This is a genomic window from Kitasatospora sp. NPDC085895 (genome assembly GCF_040702125.1).
GTDB classification, from domain to species: Bacteria; Actinomycetota; Actinomycetes; order Streptomycetales; family Streptomycetaceae; genus Kitasatospora; species Kitasatospora arboriphila.
This window is the reverse complement of the sequence record NZ_JBFBJY010000001.1, coordinates 95721-117521: the sequence shown is the minus strand read 5'-3', so window position 1 is coordinate 117521 and position 21801 is coordinate 95721. Positions and strand designations below refer to the sequence as shown.

Below are 21801 nucleotides of genomic sequence, written 5' to 3'. Positions count from 1 at the left end.
TCCCGTTCGACGCACAGACGGAAGCCGGAACGACCGGCGCCCCGGCCCGCACCGGGCGGAGTCCGACACCCGAGGAAGGCACCACCATGCGCTTCATGCTGATCGTCAAGGCCAACGAGGACTCCGAGGCCGGCGTCATGCCGACCAAGGAGGCGATGGACGCGATGAACCGGTTCAACGAGGAACTGATCAAGGCCGGCATCATGCTCGCCGCCGACGGCCTGCACCCCAGCTCCAACGGCGCCCGGCTCACCTTCAAGGGCGGGAAGGCCACCGTCACCGACGGGCCCTTCGCCGAGACCAAGGAACTCATCGCCGGCTTCTGGGTGCTCGACGTGAGCTCCCGCGAGGAGGCCCTGGAGTGGGCCGGCCGCGCCCCGTTCGAGGACGGCGCGGTGCTGGAGCTCCGCAAGGTCTTCGAGGCCTCCGACTTCCCGGCCGAGATCCTCGACCCGGAGGACGCCGCCAAGGAACAGGCCTGGCGCGACGAGCACCAGAAGCCGATCACCGGCTGACCCGTCCCGGCCCGTCCGGGGCCGCGCCGCGCTGGCCGCGGGCGGCCCCGGACTGCTGTGATGGGGAGCTGTGACGGCACCCCACACCCACCGCACCGTCGAAGCGGTCTGGCGGATCGAATCGGCCAGGATCATCGCCGGCCTGGCCCGGCTGGTCCGCGACGTCGGCCTCGCCGAGGAGGCCGCCCAGGACGCGCTGGTCGCCGCCCTGGAGCAGTGGCCCGAGGCCGGCGTGCCCGACAACCCGGGCGCCTGGCTCACCGTCACCGCCCGCCGCCGCGCCGTCGACCGGATCCGCCGCGAGGCCGGGCTCGCCGAGAAGCTCCGCCTGGTCGGCCACGACCTGGAGACCGACCCGCCGCAGGGTCCGCAGCCGGAACAGGCCGTCCTCGCCGACGAGATCGAGGACGACCTGCTCCGGCTGGTCTTCACCGCCTGCCACCCGGTGCTCTCCACCGAGGCGCGGGTCGCCCTCACCCTGCGGCTGCTCGGCGGCCTGTCCACCGAGGAGATCGCCCGCGCCTTCCTCACCGCCGAGGCCACCGTCGCCCAGCGGATCGTCCGTGCCAAGCGCACCCTCGCCAAGGCCGAAGTCCCCTTCGAGGTGCCGGAGGGCGAGGAACTCGCCCCGCGGCTCGCCTCGGTGCTCGAAGTCGTCTACCTCGTCTTCAACGAGGGCTACGCCGCCACCGCCGGTGACGACTGGATGCGGCCCGCCCTCTGCGAGGAGGCGATGCGGCTCGGCCGCGTGCTCACCGGCCTGATGCCCCGCGAACCCGAGGTGCACGGCCTGATCGCCCTGATGGAGATCCAGGCCTCCCGCACCCCCGCCCGCACCGGCCCGGGCGGCGAACCCGTCCTGCTGCTCGACCAGGACCGCAGCCGCTGGGACCGGCTGCTGATCCACCGCGGCCTCGCCGCCCACGACCGTGCCGAGGCCCTCGCCGCCGAGCAGGGCACCCCGCCCGGCCCGTACGCCCTGCAGGCCGCCATCGCCGCCTGCCACGCCCGGGCCGGCACCGCCGAACAGACCGACTGGGTGAGGATCGCCGCCCTCTACACCGCCCTCGCCGCCCGCAGCCCCTCACCGGTGGTCGACCTCAACCGGGCCGTCGCGCTCGGCATGGCCTTCGGCCCGCAGACCGGCCTCGACCTGGCCGACGAACTCGCCGACGAGCCCGCCCTGCGCGGCTACCACCTGCTGCCCGGCGTCCGCGGCGACCTGCTGGCCAGGCTCGGCCGGCACGGCGAGGCCGCCGCCGAGTTCACCCGCGCCGCCGGCCTCACCCGCAACGCCCGCGAGCGCGGCGTGCTGCTCGCCCGCGCCGAGGAGAGCGCCCGGGCCGCGGACGGCCGACCCGCCCCGCCGGACCGTCCCGGCCCCTGACGTTCGGGCAGACTGGACGGGACGTCATCCGGCCGAGGGGGAGCGGGACATGGGGGTGCGCGACGGCGCGCAGGAATTCGGCCGCCGGGCCGGCACGGCGCTCGGCACGGCCGCGCGGACCGGCCGGGCCAAGGCCCGCAACGTCGTCGGCGAGGGCGACTGGGTCCGGCGGGCGCTCGCCACCCTGCCGCCGCCCGAGGCACCGGCCACCGACGACTGGGAGGTGTCGATCGCCGCGTTGATCGGCCGCCACCCGCGCGTCCCCGGGCCGGCCGTCTGGCTGCTCCACCAGCTGGACGGGCTCGGCCAGGTCGCCTTCGGTCCGGAGAAGGTCGGCTTCGACGGCGAGGACGTCCCCTGGGCGAAGGTGCAGGAGCTGCGCCTGCACTCCACGCTCGACCTGCTGCCCGACGTCGTCCTCGACAAGGAGGTCGACCGGATCAGGGAGTTCCTGCCGCCGGTGCCCGGCCGCAAGTGGGTCGTCGCCCGCGCCGCCGGCCGCGAGGAGCGGCTGCTGCCCTGCGAGATCGTCCACCGCGGACTGCTCGGGCGGCCGCGGCAGCTCGGCGGCGGCCTGTTCGCCGCCACCGCGCTCGCCGCTCTGCCGGCCGCCGCCGACGGCCTGGTGGCCACCGCGAAGGCCCACGGCGTCCCGGTCGTCCCCGTGGAGCCGACCGGGACCCGCGCCGACCGCGCCGAACGCCTGCGGGCCGCCTCCGGCCGCCTCCGCGACCGCCTCGGCACCCTCCTCGCCGAAGCCCCGGACACCCCCGAGATCCCCCACCCGACCGAACCCCCCGAGGCCCTCGGCTGACGGACTCGAAGCCGGAGGGCACCCCCCGGACAGGTCCGGGCGCACCCTCCAGGGGCGCGTGGGGGCACCTCCCGGCCGAAGGCCGGGGGAGAACCGCGCAATCCGGATGCGGCGAACGGTGCGAGACCGGCTCGCCACGGTGACCGCATGTCAGGACTGCACGGGCTCCACCGCTTCCTCGTCCGGCGCCGGCTGCGCCGCCCCGCGCTGCCGCACCGGTGTCCACCGGCGCCTGCGCAGTGCGGCCAGGCGTCCGGCCGCGGGCTCCGTCCAGCGGGCCGCCAGCGGGCCGACGATCACCAGGACGAGCACGTAGGCGGTGGCCAGCGGGCCGAGGTCCGGTTCGATGCCGGCGGTGACCGCCAGCCCGGCGATGACGATGGAGAACTCGCCGCGGGCGACCAGCGCTCCGCCCGTCCGCCAGCGTCCCCGCGGTCCGATGCCGGCCCGGCGGGCGGCCCAGTACCCCGTGGCGATCTTCGTGAGCGTGGTGACGAGCGCGAGGGCCAGTGCGGGCAGCAGCACCGGCGGGATCGAGGTCGGGTCGGTGCTCAGGCCGAAGAAGACGAAGAAGACCGCCGCGAAGAGGTCCCGCAGCGGGCTGAGCAGCGTGTGCGCACCCTCGGCGGCCTCGCCGGAGAGGGCGATGCCGACCAGGAAGGCGCCGACCGCGGCCGACACCTGCAGCTGCTGGGCGATGCCGGCCACCAGCAGGGTGAGGCCGAAGACCACCAGCAGCAGCTTCTCCGGGTCGTCGTGCGAGACGAACTTCGAGATCAGCCGGCCGTAGCGGAGCGCGACGAAGAGCACCGCGCCCGCGGTGGCCAGGGCGATCGCCAGGGTGATGCTGCCGGCGAGCAGTCCGGCGCCGGCCAGCAGGGCGGTGAGGATCGGCAGGTAGAGGGCCATCGACAGGTCCTCCAGCACCAGGACGCTGAGGATCACCGGGGTCTCCCGGTTGCCGAGCCGGCCGAGGTCGCCGAGCACCTTGGCGATCACTCCGGAGGAGGAGATCCAGGTGACGCCGGCCAGCACCACGGCGGCCACCGGGCCCCAGCCGAGCAGCAGTCCGGCGGCCGCGCCCGGCAGCGCGTTGAACGCGAAGTCGACGGCGCCGGCCGGGTACTGCTGCTTGAGGTTGGTCACCAGGTCGGCGGCGGTGTACTCCAGGCCGAGCATGAGCAGCAGCAGGACGACGCCGATCTCGGCGCCGGTCGCGACGAACTCCTCACTGGAGCTGAGCGGCAGCAGCCCGCCGTGGCCGAAGGCCAGGCCGCCGAGGAGGTAGAGGGGTATCGGGGACTGCCCGTACCGGCTCGCGAGCCGGCCGAGCAGGCCGAGGACGAGGACGACGGTGCCGAGTTCGATGAAGACGGTGGCGGTGTGCACCCGATCACTCCCGTCCCAGGATCGCGGCGGCGGCGTCCACGCCCTCGCGGGTGCCGATGACGATGAGGGTGTCCCCGCCGGCCAGCCGGAAGTCCGGGCCGGGCGAGGGCACCGCGCCGGTGCGGCGGAGCACCGCGACGATGGAGACGCCGGTGGCCGTGCGCATCCTGGTGTCGCCGAGCAGCCGGCCGTTCCAGTACGAGGTGCCGCCGAGCGGGATGCATTCGGCGACCAGCCCGAGGTCGGTGGTGTGCAGCACGCCGGGGCTGTGGTGGGCGGGCATCAGTGCGTCGACCAGGGCGGTCGACTCGTCCGCCGTCAGGTGCAGGGCCTGCGCGCAGGCGTCGGGGTCGTCGGCGCGGTAGACGTTGAGGCTGCGGGTGCCGTCGCGGTGGGCGATGACGGAGAGGTGCCGGTGTTCTCGGGTCGTCAGGTCGTACTGGATGCCCACACCGGGCAGGCTGGTCGTCCGGACCCGGGGAACGGGCATGACGTCTGTCCTCTCGTCAGCGGATCCGGGCAGCGCGCAGCGCGGACCGCCGCGCGGGGCGCGGTGCCAGGATGCGGAATCGGCCGTCCTATAGTAATGAAACGGTAAAGCGGCTTGTCCGGGCGGATCGCGGACGTCTCGATGGCCGCCCGGCCCGGCGCATGCCAGGCTGGACGGTATGAAGGTGATCGAGCTCATCCTCAACGTCCTGTGGCTGCTGTTCTGCGGCCTCTGGATGGCGATCGGCTACGCGGTGGCCGGGATCATCTGCTTCATCCTGATCATCACGATCCCGTTCGGCATCGCGTCCTTCCGGCTCGCCGGCTACGTGCTGTGGCCGTTCGGCCGCACGACGGTGGACAAGCCCGACGCCGGTCCCGCCTCCTGCGTCGGCAACGTGATCTGGCTGATCTTCGCCGGCTGGTGGCTGGCCATCGCCCACTTCGTGACCAGCATCCCGCTCTTCCTGTCGATCATCGGCATCCCGTTCGGCTGGGCGAACCTCAAGATGATCCCGATCTCGCTCGCGCCGCTCGGCCGCGAGGTCGTCAGCACCGACGAGCGGTTCGCGGGCTGGTGAGCCCCGGCCCCGGGACGCGGCCGGAGGCCCGGGCGCCCGACCGGACCTGACGCCCCGGCACCGGGAGGCCGGGGCGGTGCACGGCACGCGCTACGGTGGGCCGGTCCCCACGCCCCGCCGCCGAGGAGAGCCGTGCCCAGCTGGCGCGCCACCCTGACCGCCGCCGCCGTCACCGAGGCGCCGCTGCGCGCCGACTACACGGCCGCCGCCCGGCGCGTCCTGCGCCGCGAGCAGGCCCCCTACCTGGCGCTGCGGCTGCTCGCCGCCCCTCCCCTGGTGCCCTACCTGGCCGCCGGGCTCGCCTTCATGAACCTCGTCGACGACACCGCCGAGAACGGCACCGCCCGGGAGCGGGCCGACGGCCTCAAGGACCTCGCCGAGCGCACCGCCGAGGCGCTCGACACCCCCGCCCGCAGCGCCGACCCGGTGCTGCGGGCCTACGCGCACGCCGTCCGCACCCGAGGACTCCCCGAGCACTGGGTGCACGGCTTCCTCGCCGGAGCGGCCACCGCCGAGGCCGCCTTCACCGGCTTCGGCACCGAGCAGGACTACCAGGACTACCTCGACGCCTACGCCCTGCCCGGCATCCTGGTCTTCACCGGCCTGCAGTACACCGGCGGCCCCGACGGGGAGCAGACCCGGGCCTGGCGCCGGTTCGTCGACGCCGCCCAGCGCGTCGACTTCCTCGCCGACCTGGCCGGCGACCTCGCCGCCGGACGGCTCTGCATCCCCCGCGAACGCCTCGCCGAGCACGGCGTCACCCCCGAGGACCTGCGGACGGCCCGCGACACCGCCGCCGTCCGCGCCCTGCTCGCCGACCAGTGCGCCCGGGCCCGCCGCGCCCTGGACGCCTCCGCGGACGTCGTCGACCGCGCCGACCCCGGCCTGCGGGCCGTCGGCCGCACCATGACCGACCTGATGGCCCACCAGCTCACCGCCGTCGAACGGGCCGGCGCCGGCGCCCTCCGCCGCGACATCGGCTACGGCCTCCTCGCCCCGCTGCGCATCCTCGCCCGGGCCCGCCGCCGTCCCTGAAACGGTTGGACAACCCGCCCGCCCGCGGAGCAGGCTGGCGCCCAGTACGGATCGGCGCCGCCCCCGAGCGAGGAGCCCCATGACCGCGACCCCGTCCACCGACCCGGCCGCCGGCCCCTCCGGGCTGCCCGAGCGTAGCCGTCGGGTCGCCGAGGCCCTCGCCGCCGCCGGTGTCGGCGCCGCGATCCGGGTCCTGCCGGACTCGGCACGGACGGCAGCCGAGGCCGCGGCCGCCCTCGGCTGCGAGGTCGGCGCGATCGCCAACAGCCTGGTCTTCGTCTGCGACGGCGCCCCGCTGCTGGTGATGACCAGCGGCGCCCACCGGGTGGACACCGCCTTCCTCGCCGAGCGCCTGGGCACCGGGCCGATCACCCGGGCCGGCGCGCAGCAGGTCCGCGAGGCCACCGGGCAGGCGATCGGCGGCGTCGCCCCGGTCGGCCACCCGGCGCCGCTGCGCACCGTCGTCGACACCGCACTGGAGGCCCACCCGGTGCTCTGGGCGGCCGCCGGCCACCCGCACACCGTCCTCCCGCTGACCTACCGCGAGCTGTTGCACCTGACCGCGGGCGAACCCGCCCCCGTCACCGTGGACTGACCGGCCGGGCGGCGCTCACACCCGGACGAGCGCCTTGCCGACGGTGTCGCCCCGCAGCATGCCGAGGAAGGCGTCGACGATCCGGTCGAAGCCGTCCACCACGGTCTCGTCCGACCGGACCAGGCCGCTCCGCAGGTGGGGCACCAGGAAGCCGTACAGCTCGTCGCGCACCGCCAGGTGGTCGCGGACGAGGAAGCCCTCCAGCCGCAGGCTCTTGCCGACGACGTCGTACAGGTTGCGCGGCGCGGCGGGCGGCTCGGCGCCGTTGTACTGGGCGACGGCGCCGCACCAGGCGATCCGCCCGTGGTCGCGGAGCACCTCGATCGCCCCCTCCAGGTGGTCGCCGCCGACGTTGTCGAAGTAGACGTCGACGCCGTCGGGGGCGGCCGCCCGCAACAGGTCGCCGATCCGGCCGTCGTGGTGGTCGAAGGCGGCGTCGAAGCCGAGCCGGTCGGTGAGGTGGGCGACCTTCGCGGGGGAGCCTGCGCTGCCGACGAGCCGCCCGGCGCCGAGCAGCCGGGCGATCCGGCCGACGGCGCTGCCCACGCCGCCCGCCGCCGCGGAGACGTACAGGTCCTCGCCGGGCTGCAGCCGGGCGATCCTGGTCAGGCCGACGTACGCGCTGAGGCCGGTGCCGCCGAGCAGCCCGAGGTGGGCGCTCGGCGGGACACCGGGCAGGTCCGGCAGCACCCGGGCGTCGTCCGCGCCGACCAGCGCGTGCGTCCGCCAGCCGTGGCGGTGGAAGACCAGGTCGCCGACGGCCAGCGCCGGGGTGCGGGACTCCACCACCCGGCCGACCGTGCGGCCCTCCAGCGGCGCGTCCAGCGCCCATCCGCCGTCCATCTCCTCCCGCATGTACGGGTCCACGGAGAGCAGCACGTTCTCGACCAGGGCCTGGCCGCCACCGGTCGCGGGGAGCGTCCCGTCGACGAAGGCGAAGTCCGCGGGGGACGGCAGGCCTGTCGGCCGGGCGACCTGGTGGACGGCGGTGAAGGGGGTGGCGGTACGGGTCACGGCGCTGCTCCTGACACGGGTTCGGGGATCGGTGACGACCGTAGGACGGCGTCCGGGCGCCGGGCAGGGGTCGCCGTCGATGGGAGGCCGCCTTTCCATGAATCCTGTTCATGGGCCGACGGTAGGGTGGCCCGATGACCGACGGATCCCCGCGGCGGGACACCGACCTCGCCCCGCACGAGCTGCGCATCCTGGCCGCCGTCGACCGGGAGCGGAGCTTCACCGCGGCGGCGTCGGCACTCGGCCTGACCCAGTCCGCCGTCTCGCACGCGGTGCGCACCCTGGAGGGCAGACTCGGCGCGGTGCTCTTCGACCGCGGCCGGCACGGCGCCCGCCCCACCCCGGCCGGCGAACGGGCCGCCGCGCACGCCCGGCAGGTGCTGCGGCTGCTCGCGGCCCTGCCGGCCGAGGTCCGGGAGGCGTCGACCGGCGAGGTCACCGGGCGCCCGGTGGTGGCCGCCTTCCGCAGCGCGGCCGCCCAGCTGCTGCCCGCCGTGATCGCCGGGGTCACCGCCCGGCACCCGGGGCTCGCCCCGCAGGTGCGGATCGTGCGGGAGCTGGGGTCCGGCACGGCCGGCGAGGTCGCGGACGGCCGGGCCGACCTCGGCATCGCCACCGTCGACCCCGCGGCCGGACCCCCGCCCGGCCTCGTCGTGGTGCCGCTCTTCGAGGAGTCCTACGCCCTCGTCCACCCGGCCGGCCACACCCGGCCCAAGGAGCTCCCGCTGGTCGACTGGGACGAGAACTGCAGCTCCTACACCAGGAGCTGGTGGTCCGAACAGGACTGGCTGCCGCCCGCCACGATCCGGGTCGAGGACGACACCGTGGTGCTCTCCCTGGTCGCCCAGGGCGTCGGGATGGCCGTGGTGCCCGGACTCAGCCTGCTCGGCGCCCCGCCCGGCCTCGCCGTCACCGACCTCGGCCCGAGACCGCCGAGCCGCCGGATCGGGTACGTCACCACTCCCGCGCTCGCCCGCACCGCGGCCGTCCGCGCACTCGTCCGCGAGCTGCGGTCGGCGCCGCTGCCGGCCGGGCTGGCGGCCGTTCAGCGGCCGTCCCGTTCGCCTTCCTGATCCGCCTCGACGGCCTCGCGCAGCCGGCGGAACTCGGCGGCGATGCCGTCCGGCGTGTAGTGCGCGTTGAGCCCGCTCGGGTTGGGCAGCACCCAGACCGCGGTCGCGCCGATGCCCTCCGGCTGCGGCCCGACCCGGGCCTTCGGCCGCCCGAACGCCGCTCGGTAGGCGCCGATGCCGAGCACCGCCAGGACCCGGGGCCGCAGCCGCTCGACCCGCTCGACCAGGGCGGCCCCGCCCGTCCGGTACTCGTCCGCGGTCAGCTCGTCCGCCCGGGCCGTGGTGCGCGCCACCACGTTGGTGATGCCGAGGCCGTACCCGAGCAGCTCGTCCTGCTCGTCGGGACGCAACTGCCGCGGGGTGAACCCCGAGCGGTGCAGCGCGGGCCAGAAGCGGTTGCCCGGCCGCGCGAAGTGCCGGCCCGTGGCGCCGGACCACAGGCCCGGGTTGATCCCGCAGAACAGCACCCGCAGCCCGGGAGCCGCCACGTCCGGGATCGTCGCGTCGTGCGCGGCCGCCAGCTCCTCGGCCGTCGGACGGCGGAAGGGACTCGTCATGCCCCCATCCTGACCGATGGATAGTCAGTTCGAATATTCGGCTGACCCGACGGTGCTGATCAGCGCAGAATGACGGAATGTCATACGAACTCAACGCTCTGCTCGCCACCGCCGACCTGCTCGACGTGGTGGCGGCCGAAGTGCCGGTCGCGCAGGTCGCGCGACTGGCGCAGGGCCTGGCGCTGATCCCGATGACCGAGCGGCTGCACGGCGTCCTGAACGTCCCCGGCGACCGTGCAGAGCCGGGCTTCACCCGCTTCCCCGCCGGATTCGGTCGCAGACTGGAGGCCTGGTCGCAGGCCGGCCCGATCGCCTACGTCGAGGCCGACTTCTTCGGCGGCGCCGGCACCCAGCAGGCGGCCGTCTGGCTGCACGGCCGGATCGACCTCGGACCGCTGCGCATCGAGGAGGACGAGCCGCGGTCCGCCGACGGCACCCCCATCTCGCAGGCGCTGCGCCGGCTCGGCGCGACCGTGCCGGAGGGGCGCTTCGACGAGTTCGACGCCGTCGGGCTCGGGGCGCAGCGCCACTCGGCCGACTGGGTCCGCGGCTGACCCGCCCGGCCGCAGGCCGCTCCGGGGCTGCGGCCCCCGGTCAGGGGCCGACGTGCGCGAGGATGCGCCTGAGGTACTCCGTCCGGTCGGACAGCAGCGCGATGCTGACGGCGATCCGGTCCCCGCCGAGCGGCAGGAACACCGGGCCGGCGACGGGGAGCGCGGTCACGCCGAGCCGGAACCCGGCCAGCCGGACACCGGTGGCCTGCTCGTGCTCGCGCAGGAAGTCCCGGATCCGGGGAACGGCGTGACCGGGGCCGGTGGCGCGGGCGACCTCACGTTTACGGGCGGCGCTCCACGTCTGCAGGGCGCCGAAGTTCTCCGCGACGACACGGTCCAGCGGAGCATCCGGCAGGACGGGGGAGCCGGGCCCGTCCTGCCCGGTCGGCGGCAGGACGCGGTCCCACCAGTGCCGCCACGCCGCGCCGGCTCCGTCGGCCGGGGCGGCCGGGTCGACGGCCAGCTCCGGCAGGGGCGCCACCGGAGGCAGCCCCGGTGGGCCGGCGATGCCGAGCGCGTCGCGGATCGCCAGCGCGAACGCCGCGTCGTGCGAGTAGTCCAGGGACACCGACCACGGCGCGCCCGACATCGCTGTCATGCGGTCGTCCTCCGATCAGACCACGTAGTCGCGGTCGCTCGGCCCTGCGCTCGGTCGGCGCGCTCCGGGTGGCGCGGGACGACCGGGCCAGGGCCGAACCGAACGGTCGCCAGCGGCGCCCGACACTCCGGCGCACCTATGACGGGAGGGCCCATCGAGGGCGGCAGGGGCCGTTTCCGGCCCTCCGCCCCGATGCGCCCTCCTGGGGTGGAGCGACTAGCGGTAGTTCACGAACTGGATCGCGAAGTCGAGGTCCTTGCCCTTGAGCAGCGCCTGGACGGCCTGCAGGTCGTCACGGCTCTTCGAGCTGACCCGCAGCTCGTCGCCCTGGACCTGCGCCTTGACGCCCTTCGGGCCCTCATCGCGGATGATCTTGGCGACCTTCTTGGCGTCGTCGGTGGTGATGCCCTCCTTGACGTCCGCGAAGATCTTGTACTCCTTGCCGGACAGCTGGGGTTCGGCGGCGTCCAGGGCCTTCAGCGAGAGCCCGCGCTTGATGAACTTGCTCTGGAGGACGTCCAGGATCGCCTTGACCCGCTCCTCGCCGTTGGCCTTCATCTCGATCTTGTCGCCCGACCGGCTGATCTCACCGCCGACGCCCTTGAAGTCGAAGCGCGTGGCGATCTCGCGGGAGGTCTGGTTGATCGCGTTGTCGACCTCCTGCCACTCGACCTTCGAGACGATGTCGAAACTGGAGTCGGCCATGGGTGTTGGTCTCCTTGGGTACTGGCTGCACGGTCACTGCCCGGCCGTACGGCGCGGGCACCGCCCAAGCCTATCCAGCACGGCCCTGCGCTGCCCCCGTCCGCCGCGGCCGACCCGTGATCGCACCCCCGGCAACCGAGTGGCGAACCACCCCCGTCCATCAGGTATTGTTTACCGCGTCGAACGGGGCAGCGCCCCGGGGGACACCATCCTGGCTGGTTGCCCGAGCGGCCAAAGGGAGCAGACTGTAAATCTGTCGCGCAAGCTACGCAGGTTCGAACCCTGCACCAGCCACAGGATAGAAAACAGCCCCTGATCTGCGGAAATGCAGATCAGGGGCTGTTTCGTTGTGCCAGCGCTGTCGCCTGCCGGCCGTGCAGCGGCAGTACGGCCGCCGGAGGTCAGCCGGCGGCCCGCCAGAGCAGCGCCGGTGTGAGCAGCCGCCGGTACGGCTCGCTCTGGAACTGCAGGGGCGGGGCCATGTCTCCGAAGGACGCGGCGAAGGCGCGCGGCGAACGGGCCGGTTCCGCGAGCACCCGGGCCGCCGTGTCGTCGTCGGCGAGTCCGGGGGCCAGGGCCGCGCAGCCCCGGACACCCAGGTGCGGGTCGCCGAGCCAGGGGCGCGTGTCCCCGCCGAGCCGCCCGATGGCGAGGACGACCGGCGCCAGGTCGTAGGGGGAGTCGGCGGCCCGGGCCGTCGAAACCAGCCGTTCCAGCAGCGCCGGACGCCGCGCCGCGGCCGACGGGTGCCGGGCCGGTGACCCGACGGCCGCGGCTGCGCACGCCCGGTGCCTGGAACGGCCCGACGCCAGGTGCGGCAGCACCCGCGTCAGGATCCCGGGGACCGCGTCGAAGCAGGTCAGCCCCGCCCGGTCGAGGACGAGCCCGCCCGGCCCGGTCGCGTCCGCCCACATCCGGGCCCGGCCGTCGTCGTCGGTCGACAGGTAGTCGGCGGTCCATGACCGCAGCTCCCGCGCGCGGCCGGCCACCCGGGCCCGGATCTGCTCGGCGCGGTCGCCGAGGTCGGCGACGACGGCGACCGCGTGCAGGTAGGCGAGCAGCGCCTCCGGCAGTGAGGGATCGTCCCGCCCGAGCAGCGGATCGTCCAGGAGCCCGGCGACGAGCAGTGCCGTGGGCGCCGTCGCCGGCCAGGCCCTGCCGTCCTGTCGGAGCGTCGCCGACCAGAGGTGCGTGTACCCGGCCGTGAAAGCCCTCGCGTCGTCGCCGAGGAGCGCCGCCGGCTGCCGCGGTGTGTCGGAGGCGGGGCCCAGGGCGTGGAACAGCCCGGACCAGTCCGTGTCCTCCACGTCCTCCACCCGCGCAGTCACGGTGGGGATGGTGCCACGACGACGGAGGGGTCTCACCGGGCGAGGTCCAGGGGCCGGCCGTGGCAGCGGAAGACCCGGGTCCGGTGTTCGCCGCCGTTGCCCGAGGCGGTGCGGGTGAGGAACGGGTGCTCGCCGACGGTGCTCTTCGGGCTCGCGCCGTCGGGACCGGTGAGCCTTGAGCCGGGCCCGCGTCCCGTCGGTGAGGAACGACTTCCGGCGTCGACGGTGCGCTCAGCCGTTGCCGATCCGGTGTTTATCCGTCGCGCGCAGAGTGGTTGCCGGGCCTCGGTGAAGTCCCGGGGCCGAACCTGCACGGGGGAATCACGGGAGCTCGCCCCGGATCGCGGTACGGGGGGAGTCGCGCCCCGGGGTGAGCGCACGGGACCAGGGGGAGCAGGGCGGGCGGGCCGTCACGGGGGTGCGGCCCGCCCGCACCGCGTGCCCGGCGTCCGGCTCCGGCGGGTCAGTCCTCCGGGAGGGGTTGCCGGGGCAGGGTCAGGGCCACGGTGTCGGCGAACTCCCGGACGGCGCTGGTGCGGGACACCACCCGGCCGCGGTGCACCACCAACCGGCTGTGCCCGCCCGCTAGCACCCCGGCCAGGCCGTCGCCGCGCACCGCCAGCAGCTCGGCCGGGAAACCCGCGTCCACCCGGACGGGCGGCAGCCCCAGCACGGCCCGCGCCCGGCCGGCGACCGCGTCGTACGCCTCCTCCGGGCCGAGCGCCCCCGAGGACGCCAGCAGGAAGGCGGCCTCCAGCGGATCGGCCCGACCGACCGGCGCCGCGAGATCGCGCAGCGCCCCGCTGCCCGCCGCCAGCGGCACCCGGGCCTGCGTCAACTCGCGCACCACGGAGGGCCGCAGACCGCCGGGAGGGCGCTCGCCGCCGGCGCAGCCGCCGAACTGCGGCAGGCAGACCACCCGGACGCCCGCGCTCGCCAGCACGGTGGACGCGCCCGGGGCCAGCGCGTCGCACGGACCCAGCGTCACCCTCGGCCGGAGCGGCGCCAGCACACCCGTCATCCGGGCGAGCCGGCCCGGGTCGGCACCCGAACAGTGCAGGTCGACGGGGAGGTCCGCCTCGCGGGCGGCCTCCAGCAGCACCTGCACGTACCCGACCGGGTCGGGGTCGGCCTCCGGGCAGCCGCCCACCGCCGCGGCGCCCAGCCGGAGCGCCTCGCGCAGCTGCGCCCGGCCGTCCGCGCCGGCCCGGCCGGTGAGCAGCCGGGGCATGGCGACCGCCTGGAGGTCGGTCAGACCGCGCAGCGCCTGCGCCGCGGTCAGCACCGCCTCCAGTCGGCCGAGCCCGTGCACGTCGCCGATCCGGGCGTGGGTGCGCTGGGCGGTGGCGCCGTAGGCGAGTGCGGTGAGCGCGGCTTCGGTGACCCGGCGGACGAGCTCCGGCGGGCCGTCCGGCGGCGGGCCGGGCAGCGCCGCGGAGAAGGCGGTGTCGTAGTGGGCGTGCGGCTCGGCCGGGGCGGGCAGCAGCAGGTAGCCGGTGAGGTCGATCCGCGTCCCGCCGCTGCCGTCCGCCGCGCCGGAGGCCGGCGGCAGCGGACCGAGGCCGCCCGGGGTGCCCACCGCCAGGATGCGCTCGCCGGCGATCCGGACGTCCACCACCCGGCCGTCGGCGAGCCGGGCGCCGGTGAGCAGCAGGACGGGCTCCCGGCCGGGCGGCCCGTCGGCGGGTGCGTCTGCCCCGGTCATCGGCGCTCCTTTGGATCCTGTCGGCCGCGGCCTGCCGGTCGAGCCTAGGACGCAGGCGCACGGTCGCCGTGGAGGCGGGCGAAAGTCGTATCGGTCGGGCCGCCGGGATGCGCGGAGCCTCGAACGGCCGTACGGCCTGCGGGTGTCCGTGCGGCCCGCCCCACCTGGGATCTTCCGTGGCGGATACGGATTTCACCTCTGGCCCGGAACCGTGTAATCTCTTCCTCGTTCGCCCCTATAGCTCAGTCGGTAGAGCGTCTCCATGGTAAGGAGAAGGTCTGCGGTTCGATTCCGCATGGGGGCTCTGGTGAAAGGCCTTCCGCTCCGGCGGGCGGTCGCTCATCAAAGCGGTGTAGCTCAGTTGGTAGAGCAAGCGGCTCATAATCGCTGTGTCACCGGTTCAAGTCCGGTCACCGCTACCCCGCGTAGTCGATCGGGGGGTCATCCTCCCGATCGGCTACACTTGTCTGTGTTCTTATTCGTTGTCCCAGGAAGGCACTCCCGTGGCTGCCACCGACGTCCGCCCGAAGATCACGCTGGCCTGCGTGGAGTGCAAGGAGCGGAACTACATCACCAAGAAGAACCGGCGCAACGACCCGGACCGTCTTGAGATGAAGAAGCACTGCCCGCGTTGCAACGCCCACACGGCGCACCGCGAGACCCGCTGACTTTGCCTCGACTCCAGGCCGCTCCCCCTCGCGGGGCGCGGCCTGGAGTCATTTCTGCATGTCTGCATGACGGTTGATCAGAGGAGTTGCCCATGCCGCTCGACCCCTCCTTCATCGGGCGGACCTACCCGCCCACCGCGCCGTACGAGGTCGGCCGGGAGAAGATCCGCGAGTTCGCCGTCGCCGTCGGCGACGCGAATCCCGCGTACACCGACCCGGAGGCCGCCAAGGCGTTCGGCCACCCGGACGTGATCGCGCCGCCGACCTTCCCGTTCGTCATCACCTACGCCGCCGCCGCGCAGGTCGTCACCGATCCGGAACTCGGCCTGGACTACAGCCGGGTGGTGCACGGCGACCAGAAGTTCGTGTACACCCGCCCGGTGCGGGCGGGTGACCGGCTGACCGTCACCGTGACGATCGACTCGATCAAGTCGCTGGCCGGCAACGACGTGCTGTCAGTGCGCGGCGAGGTCGACGACGAGTCCGGCGAGCACGTGGTGACGTCGGTCATGACCCTGGTCGCGCGTGCGGCCGACGAGGCGGGGGAGTGAACCCGATGGCGATCAGCTTCGACGAGGTCGAGGTCGGCACCGAGCTGCCGGCGCAGTCCTTCCCGGTGACGCGCGCCACGCTGGTGCAGTACGCGGGCGCCTCCGGCGACTTCAACCCGATCCACTGGAACGAGAAGTTCGCGCTGGAGGTCGGCCTGCCGGACGTCATCGCGCACGGCATGTTCACCATGGCCGAGGCGGTCCGCGTCGTCACCGACTGGGTCGGCGACCCGGCCGCGGTGGTCGAGTACGGCGTCCGGTTCACCAAGCCGGTGCCCGTGCCGAACGACGGCGTCGGCGCGGTGATCGAGGTGTCCGGCAAGGTCGCGGCGCTGCTGGACGGCCGCCGGGTGCGCGTCGACCTGCTGGCGACCAGTGGCGGCCAGAAGGTGCTCGGCATGTCCCGCGCCGTGGTGCAGCTGGGCTGAGAAGGTGTCGGAGGGGCGGGCCTGCCGGGCGGCGGGCCCGCCCTTCGTCGTTCGCCGCCGGGGGAGTCCGGGCCGAGGACCGTCGCCCGACGGCCGCTTCCGATGCCGGTCCGCGGGCATGGCGTCCTCGATCCCCCTCCGTGCGGTGGCCGGCGCACGGCCGCGGGGTCGCCGCGGCGCGCTGACGTGACCATAACCAGGCGCCGGAGCGGCCTGCAAGGTGTCGTTGAACTCTGGACCGTGCCGGCGGCGCCGGCCGCCCGGGCCGCCGCCCGCCCGCCGGCCGGACGCGGCAAGGCGCGTGCGTATTCGAAGCACGAGTCGGACGGCGCATCAATTTTCTTTTTCCGGAACGAGTTTCGGCGGGATATTCCGTCCGGTCAGTACATTTCTGCGGCGTTGCATCCGCGTTGATTTACGCGGAGTTGGTTGCATGCGCGAATGTCACTCGCGTACGGTCCTGACCCGGGACGCGGCGGAACTGCCCGCTGTGCGCCCACCGTCACCGCTCACCCACTGAACGATCGTCCGCCGTACCGGAGTTGTCGCAGGCTGTGGCCTGTCCTGCGCCGGTCGCGGCCGGTCGAACCATCGTGTGAAGAGCCCGGATTCCGTGTCTGCCGCGCGCTGCGAGCGCGTGATTCGGGCTGCCTTCCCGCAGTCTCGGCTTTGCCGCCGATTTACCTGCGGGTGGCTCTCGGAAATGTTCCGACCGGACGAAATCACCGTACCCTGGGGAAGGACCGACCGTGCCTGTCGTGACCGCCGTTGAGGCCCAGCAGTGGCTGATCGAGAAGATCGCCCACCGGCTCTCAGTGCCCTCGGAGGACGTTCCGCCGGAGACGTACTTCGACGAGCTCGACCTCGACTCGACCGAGGCGCTCATCCTCGCCGGGGAGATGGAGAACTGGCTCGGCTTCGAACTCGGGACCACCACCCTCTGGTACCACCCGAGCATCAAGGACCTGGCCGAGTACATCGCGGAGGAGTCCGCCGCACGCGCCGGGGAGAACCATGCGGCCTCGGCGTGACGCCGGCCCCGCCGTCGTCCACCGGCTGGCCGAGGCCGGCGACGGCCTCGGCACGGTCTTCCTCGTCCACCCCGGCGCACTCGCCGCCGGCGTCCACCGCACCCTCGCCGAAGCCCTGCCGCCCGGAACCGGACTGACCGTCCTCGACCTGTCGGGGCACCCCGCCTACTGGGAGGCCGCACTCACTGGCGGCCGCGCCGACACCACCGTCGAGGAACTCGCCGACCGCACCGGCGACGAACTCGACGCCCTCGACGACGGAGGGCCGCGGACCCTGGCCGGCTGGTCCTTCGGCGGCGTGGTCGCCCAGGCCCTGGTCGAACGGATGCCGGCCGGGCGCCGGCCCGACCGGCTCGTCCTGCTCGACAGCATCGCGCCCACCCCCGAGTACCAGCAGCCCGACGACGCCCTCGAACCATCGCTGCTGCTCGGCTGGTTCGCCATGTACCTGGGCGCCAAGCGCGGCCGACCGGTCGACGTCGACCCGCACCTGCTCGCCGGCGGCGGCACCGAGGACGGCCTGCGCCACGTCCTCGCCGCCGCCGCGGCCGGCGGCGCCCTGCCCGCCGACACCGCACCGGTCGGCCTGCGCAAGCTCTACGACACGTACGTGGACGGGCTGCTGCGCAACAACCGGCTCACCGCCCCCTACACCGCCCGGCCCTCCACCGTCCCGCTGGTGCTCGTCACCGCCGAACGCAGCCTGCTGCCCGGCGACCGCACCCTCGGCTGGGGGCCGCTCGCCCCGCACGGGCTGGAGGTGCACCGCAGCCCCGGCGACCACTACACCATGCTCAGCCGGCCGGACGCCGCCGCCGTGATCGCGCGCCTGGTCCGCCCCGCCGCCCCCGCGCGGCGCGCACCCGCAACGAAGGTCTGACGCAGGCCCGTCCGTACGGGCCCGGCCGCCCGCAAGCCCAGGCCGGCGCCCGGCCCTCCGAGTTCGAGAGAGCCCTGCCGTGAACACCTCGAAGCCCACCAGCCCCCTGCCCGACGCGGAACTCGGCCGCCGGCTCGCGGACGAGCCGATCGCCATCGTCGGCCTCTCCGCGCTCTTCCCCAAGTCCCGCGACCTGCGGGAGTTCTGGGGCAACGTGATGTCCGCCGCCGACTGCATCGAGGACGTGCCGAGCACCCACTGGGACGTCTCCGAGCACTACGACCCGGACCCGTCCGCGCCCGACAAGACCTACGCCAGACGGGGCGGCTTCATGCCCACCGTCCCGTTCAACCCGATGGAGTTCGGGCTGCCGCCGACCACCCTGGAGGTCACCGACGTCCTCCAGCTGCTCAGCCTCGTCGTCGCCCGCGACGTGCTGCGCGACGCCGGCGCCGACCGCCCCTGGTACCGGCCCGACCGCACCGGCGTGGTGCTCGGCGTCACCGGCGCCAACCAGCTCACCCAACCGCTCTCCGCCCGGCTGCAGACCCCCGTGCTCAAGGAGGTCGTCCGCAGCTGCGGCCTCAGCGAGCGCGACGCCGAGGAGATCGCCGAGAAGTTCAAGCTCGCCTTCGCCCCCTGGGAGGAGAACTCCTTCCCCGGCATGCTCGGCAACGTCGTCGCCGGCCGGATCGCCAACCGGCTCGACCTCGGCGGCACCAACATGACCATCGACGCCGCCTGCGCCAGCTCGCTCGCCGCCACCAAGGCCGCCGTCAGCGAACTGCTGGAGCACCGCGCCGACACGATGATCGCCGGCGGCTGCGACGCCGAGAACACGATCTTCATGTACCTCTGCTTCAGCAAGACCCCCGCCTTCTCCAAGGCCGGCCGGATCCGCCCCTTCGACAAGGACGCCGACGGCACCCTGATCGGCGAGGGCATCGGCATGTTCGCGCTGCGCCGCCTCGCCGACGCCGAACGCGACGGCAACGAGGTCTACGCCGTCATCCGCGGCATCGGCTCCTCCAGCGACGGCCGCTTCAAGTCCATCTACGCCCCGCGCAAGGAGGGCCAGATGGTCGCCCTGCGCCGCGCGTACGAGGACGCCCGCTGCACCCCCGACAGCGTCGAACTCTTCGAGGCGCACGGCACCGGCACCGCCGTCGGCGACGCCACCGAACTCTCCGCCCTCGCCGCCGTCGTCGCCGACACCACCGGGGAACGGCAGTACGCCGCGGTCGGCAGCGTGAAGTCCCAGATCGGCCACACCAAGGCCGCCGCCGGCGCCGCCGGCATGATCAAGCTGGCGCTCGCCCTGCACCACAAGGTGCTCCCGCCCACCATCAACGTCGACGAGCCCAACCCCGCGATCGACTTCACCGCCGGCCCGTTCTACGTCAACACCGAGAGCCGGCCCTGGATCAAGGATCCGCGGCGCACCGACCGCCGCGCCGCCATCTCCTCCTTCGGCTTCGGCGGCACCAACTTCCACTTCGTGCTCCAGGAGCACGGCGACGGCGAGGACCTCAAGGTGATGTTCCCCGTCGCCCGGGTCCACCTCTGGCACGCCGCCGATCCGGCCGCCCTCGCCGCCCGGCTCGCCGACGGCGCCCCCGCCGCCGAGGGCCCCGCCCCCGCCGACCACGCCCGGCTCGCCCTCGCCGCCCGCGACGACGCCGAACTCGCCGAGCTGCGCGCCCTCGCCGCCGCCGAACTGCGCGCCGAGCCCGACGCCGCCGACTGGGCCCACCCCCGCGGACTCTGGTACCGCCGCCGCGCCGCCGACCACGGCAAGGTCGGCGCCCTCTACGCCGGCCAGGGCAGCCAGTACGTCAACCCCGGCCACCGTGCCGTCCTCGCCCTGCCGCCGCTGCGCGCCGCCTTCGACCGCGCCAACCGCGAGTTCGACGGCGCCGAACTGCTCTCCCGGGTGGCCTTCCCGCCGCCCGCCTTCTCCACCGCGGCCCGCACCGCCCAGGAGGAGTCGCTGCGCCGCACCGCGTACGCGCAGCCCGCGATCGGCGCGCTCGCCGCCGGCCAGTACCGCTACCTCGGCGAACTCGGCTTCGCCGCGGACGGCCACCTCGGCCACAGCTTCGGCGAGCTGACCGCCCTCTGGGCGGCCGGCGCCCTCACCGACGACGCCTACTTCGCCCTCGCCCGGGCCCGCGGCGCCGCCATGGCCCCGCCCGCCGACCCCGGCTTCGACGCCGGCGCGATGGCCGCCGTCAGCGCCCCCGAGGCGAAGGTCGCCGAACTGCTCGCCGACCACCCCGAACTGGTGGTGTGCAACCGCAACGCGGCCGACCAGATCGTGGTCGGCGGTCCGACCGCCGCGGTGGAACGGCTGGTCGCCTCGGCGGCCGGAGCCGGGCTGCGGATCTCCCGGCTGCCGGTCTCCGCCGCCTTCCACACCCCCTTCGTCGGCCACGCCGTCGAGGCCTTCCGCGCCGCCGTCGACCGGGTGGAGGTCCGCCCGCCGCTGCGGCCCGTGTACGCCAACACCCCCGGCGGCCGCTACGGCGACGACCCCGCGGCCAACGCCGCCCTGCTCGCCGAACAGCTGATCAACCCGGTGCACTTCGCCGACCGGGTCGAGGAGATGTACGAGGCCGGATTCCGCACCTTCGTCGAGTTCGGCCCCAAGGGCGTCCTCACCCAGCTGGTCGCCCGCATCCTCGGCGACCGCCCGCACCACGCCGTCCGGCTGGACGGCGGACCGGGCGCCGACGCCGACCTCGCCCTCAAGCGTGCCGTCGCCCGACTCGCCGTCCTCGGAATCCCGTTGTCCGTCGCCGACCGCTACGCCGCGGCCGCGCCGGAGACGCTCCCGAGCAAGGGCATGACGGTGCCGCTGAACGGCATCAACCACGTCTCGGACGCCCGCAAGGCCGCCTACCGCGAGGCCCTGGAGAACGGCTACCGGGTCACCCCGGCGGCCGTACCGGCGGTGCCCGCGCCGGGCGTGGAGCCCGTGACCCCCGCTCCGGCGGCCGTTGCCCCGCCCGCACCCGCACCCGCACCCGTCGCCGTGCCGGTCCCCGTGCCGCCGCCCGCCGCCGTACCGCCGGAGCCCGCACCCCTCCCCCTCCCCGCGAGGAACGCCGTCCAGGAGAACGCACCCGTGGACCACGACCACGCCGCCGCCGCGGCACCCGACCGACTGCCCGAGCTGATCGCCGACCACCTCGCACTCCACGACGACTACCTCAACGGCCAGCTGCAGAGCGCCCAGCGGCTCGCCGGACTGCTGGAGAACGCCGCCGGGCAGGGCCGGGTCGACGAGGTGCTCGCCGGCGTCACCGCCGTCAAGGAGCACGGCCTCGCCATCGGCCGCACCCACCTGCGGGCCAACGAGATCCTCCGCGACCTCGCCGCCCTGGAGCTCGGCGGTGCACCGGCCGCGCCCGCCCAGCCGCAGGCTGCCGCCGCGGCGCCGCCGGTGGCCGTCCCCGCACTGCCGGCTGCCGTCCCGGTCGCCGAGTTCGTGCCGGTGGCCGCCGAGCCGCTGCCCGCCGCCGAAGCCCCGGTCGCACCGGCCCTGCCGCCGGCCCCGGTTCCGGCCCCCGCGCCCGCACCTGTGGCCCCGGCGGCTCCGGCGCCGTCGGTGAGTGCCTTCGAGGTGTCGGCCGCGTTGCTGGAGGTGGTGGCGCAGAAGACCGGGTATCCGGCGGAGATGCTCGAACTGGGCATGGACGTGGAGGCGGATCTGGGGATCGACTCGATCAAGCGGGTCGAGATCCTGGGTGTGCTCTCGGAGCGGTTCCCGAGCGAGGTGCCGGTGGGTCCGGAGCAGTTGGGTGAGCTGCGCACCCTCGGCCAGATCGTGGACTTCATGGTGGGGGTCGCGGGTGCGGCGTCCGCCGCTGCGGCTCCGGCGCCGTCGGTGAGTGTCTCCGAG

At 74.6% G+C, this 21801-nt stretch carries 22 protein-coding genes and 3 tRNA genes; 17 read left to right on the top strand and 8 right to left on the bottom strand.

Annotated features, from left to right (window positions below; translation table 11 throughout):
* Positions 1 to 95 precede the first annotated feature (95 nt).
* The 3 genes from AB0442_RS00580 (at position 96) to AB0442_RS00570 (ending at position 2716) form a co-directional block, all read left to right on the top strand.
* Positions 96 to 515 (top strand): YciI family protein, encoded by a 420-nt coding sequence (locus tag AB0442_RS00580; RefSeq protein ID WP_366159785.1) that lies wholly within the window; start codon positions 96 to 98, stop codon positions 513 to 515.
* Between the two features lie 70 nt (positions 516 to 585).
* Positions 586 to 1902 carry an RNA polymerase sigma factor gene (locus AB0442_RS00575; RefSeq protein WP_366159784.1) on the top strand — a complete coding sequence of 439 codons (1317 nt, stop codon included), beginning with the start codon at positions 586 to 588 and terminating at the stop codon, positions 1900 to 1902.
* Positions 1903 to 1951: 49 nt separating this feature from the next.
* On the top strand, positions 1952 to 2716 hold the full coding sequence (locus AB0442_RS00570; protein WP_366159783.1) for a hypothetical protein: 765 nt from the start codon (positions 1952 to 1954) through the stop codon (positions 2714 to 2716).
* 150 nt (positions 2717 to 2866) lie between these two features.
* Here the strand turns inward: AB0442_RS00570 and AB0442_RS00565 are convergent, their stop codons facing one another.
* Positions 2867 to 4105, bottom strand: coding sequence for a cation:proton antiporter (locus AB0442_RS00565; RefSeq protein WP_366159782.1), 1239 nt, complete (start codon positions 4103 to 4105; stop codon positions 2867 to 2869).
* Positions 4106 to 4109: 4 nt separating this feature from the next.
* A complete protein-coding gene (locus AB0442_RS00560; protein ID WP_366159781.1) occupies positions 4110 to 4595 on the bottom strand; it encodes a TrkA C-terminal domain-containing protein in 486 nt (161 codons plus the stop codon).
* Positions 4596 to 4773: 178 nt separating this feature from the next.
* Here AB0442_RS00560 and AB0442_RS00555 point away from each other — a divergent pair, with 178 nt between their 5' ends.
* From AB0442_RS00555 to AB0442_RS00545, 3 genes are all read left to right on the top strand, one after another.
* Entirely contained in the window at positions 4774 to 5175 is a 402-nt protein-coding gene (locus AB0442_RS00555) for a YccF domain-containing protein (protein WP_366159780.1), read from the top strand.
* A 132-nt stretch (positions 5176 to 5307) separates the two neighbouring features.
* A complete protein-coding gene (locus tag AB0442_RS00550) occupies positions 5308 to 6210 on the top strand; it encodes a squalene/phytoene synthase family protein (RefSeq protein WP_366159779.1) in 903 nt (300 codons plus the stop codon).
* Positions 6211 to 6289: 79 nt separating this feature from the next.
* Positions 6290 to 6805 (top strand): YbaK/EbsC family protein, encoded by a 516-nt coding sequence (locus tag AB0442_RS00545; protein ID WP_366159778.1) that lies wholly within the window; start codon positions 6290 to 6292, stop codon positions 6803 to 6805.
* A gap of 15 nt (positions 6806 to 6820) precedes the next feature.
* Here AB0442_RS00545 and AB0442_RS00540 read toward each other — a convergent pair whose 3' ends face one another.
* The gene (locus tag AB0442_RS00540; RefSeq protein WP_366159777.1) at positions 6821 to 7819 is read right to left on the bottom strand and encodes an NADP-dependent oxidoreductase; all 999 of its coding nucleotides are present in this window, start codon (positions 7817 to 7819) and stop codon (positions 6821 to 6823) included.
* A gap of 134 nt (positions 7820 to 7953) precedes the next feature.
* Here AB0442_RS00540 and AB0442_RS00535 point away from each other — a divergent pair, with 134 nt between their 5' ends.
* Entirely contained in the window at positions 7954 to 8892 is a 939-nt protein-coding gene (locus AB0442_RS00535; protein WP_366159776.1) for a LysR family transcriptional regulator, read from the top strand.
* Here the strand turns inward: AB0442_RS00535 and mug are convergent.
* Positions 8865 to 9449: a G/U mismatch-specific DNA glycosylase gene (gene mug, locus AB0442_RS00530; RefSeq protein WP_363540496.1), complete on the bottom strand. Its 585-nt coding sequence runs from the start codon at positions 9447 to 9449 to the stop codon at positions 8865 to 8867. The two genes, AB0442_RS00535 and mug, sit on opposite strands and share 28 nt — an antisense overlap.
* Positions 9450 to 9526: 77 nt before the next feature.
* Between mug and AB0442_RS00525 the strand changes: the two genes are divergently transcribed.
* Positions 9527 to 10003: a hypothetical protein gene (locus tag AB0442_RS00525; RefSeq protein ID WP_344621419.1), complete on the top strand. Its 477-nt coding sequence runs from the start codon at positions 9527 to 9529 to the stop codon at positions 10001 to 10003.
* 40 nt (positions 10004 to 10043) lie between these two features.
* Here AB0442_RS00525 and AB0442_RS00520 read toward each other — a convergent pair whose 3' ends face one another.
* On the bottom strand, positions 10044 to 10601 hold the full coding sequence (locus AB0442_RS00520; RefSeq protein ID WP_366159775.1) for a hypothetical protein: 558 nt from the start codon (positions 10599 to 10601) through the stop codon (positions 10044 to 10046).
* 216 nt (positions 10602 to 10817) lie between these two features.
* On the bottom strand, positions 10818 to 11306 hold the full coding sequence (locus AB0442_RS00515; protein ID WP_363540493.1) for a YajQ family cyclic di-GMP-binding protein: 489 nt from the start codon (positions 11304 to 11306) through the stop codon (positions 10818 to 10820).
* A gap of 213 nt (positions 11307 to 11519) precedes the next feature.
* On the opposite strand from AB0442_RS00515, the gene AB0442_RS00510 reads away from it, so the two are divergent.
* Positions 11520 to 11600, top strand: a tRNA-Tyr gene (locus AB0442_RS00510).
* Between the two features lie 107 nt (positions 11601 to 11707).
* On the opposite strand, the gene AB0442_RS00505 is transcribed toward AB0442_RS00510, so the two are convergent.
* Together AB0442_RS00505 and AB0442_RS00500 are read right to left on the bottom strand one after the other, a co-directional pair.
* A complete protein-coding gene (locus AB0442_RS00505; RefSeq protein WP_366159774.1) occupies positions 11708 to 12634 on the bottom strand; it encodes a hypothetical protein in 927 nt (308 codons plus the stop codon).
* 463 nt (positions 12635 to 13097) lie between these two features.
* Positions 13098 to 14339: a hydrolase gene (locus AB0442_RS00500; RefSeq protein ID WP_366159773.1), complete on the bottom strand. Its 1242-nt coding sequence runs from the start codon at positions 14337 to 14339 to the stop codon at positions 13098 to 13100.
* A 231-nt stretch (positions 14340 to 14570) separates the two neighbouring features.
* Here AB0442_RS00500 and AB0442_RS00495 point away from each other — a divergent pair.
* From AB0442_RS00495 to AB0442_RS00460, 8 genes are all read left to right on the top strand, one after another.
* A tRNA-Thr gene (locus AB0442_RS00495) sits at positions 14571 to 14643 on the top strand.
* Positions 14644 to 14685: 42 nt separating this feature from the next.
* Positions 14686 to 14758, top strand: a tRNA-Met gene (locus tag AB0442_RS00490).
* Positions 14759 to 14842: 84 nt separating this feature from the next.
* Positions 14843 to 15007, top strand: a complete 165-nt coding sequence (gene rpmG / locus AB0442_RS00485) for a 50S ribosomal protein L33 (protein ID WP_004571794.1) — start codon at positions 14843 to 14845, stop codon at positions 15005 to 15007.
* 92 nt (positions 15008 to 15099) lie between these two features.
* Positions 15100 to 15558 (top strand): MaoC family dehydratase N-terminal domain-containing protein, encoded by a 459-nt coding sequence (locus AB0442_RS00480; RefSeq protein WP_363540488.1) that lies wholly within the window; start codon positions 15100 to 15102, stop codon positions 15556 to 15558.
* A gap of 5 nt (positions 15559 to 15563) precedes the next feature.
* Entirely contained in the window at positions 15564 to 15986 is a 423-nt protein-coding gene (locus tag AB0442_RS00475) for a MaoC family dehydratase (protein ID WP_030263677.1), read from the top strand.
* A 758-nt stretch (positions 15987 to 16744) separates the two neighbouring features.
* The gene (locus tag AB0442_RS00470) at positions 16745 to 17017 is read left to right on the top strand and encodes an acyl carrier protein (RefSeq protein ID WP_234443387.1); all 273 of its coding nucleotides are present in this window, start codon (positions 16745 to 16747) and stop codon (positions 17015 to 17017) included.
* Entirely contained in the window at positions 17001 to 17897 is an 897-nt protein-coding gene (locus tag AB0442_RS00465) for an alpha/beta fold hydrolase (RefSeq protein WP_366159772.1), read from the top strand. The genes AB0442_RS00470 and AB0442_RS00465 overlap by 17 nt, the downstream gene beginning before the upstream one ends.
* 79 nt (positions 17898 to 17976) lie before the next feature.
* Positions 17977 to 21801, top strand: a 3825-nt coding sequence (locus AB0442_RS00460; protein WP_366159771.1) for a beta-ketoacyl synthase N-terminal-like domain-containing protein, incomplete at its 3' end; no start/stop codon positions are given.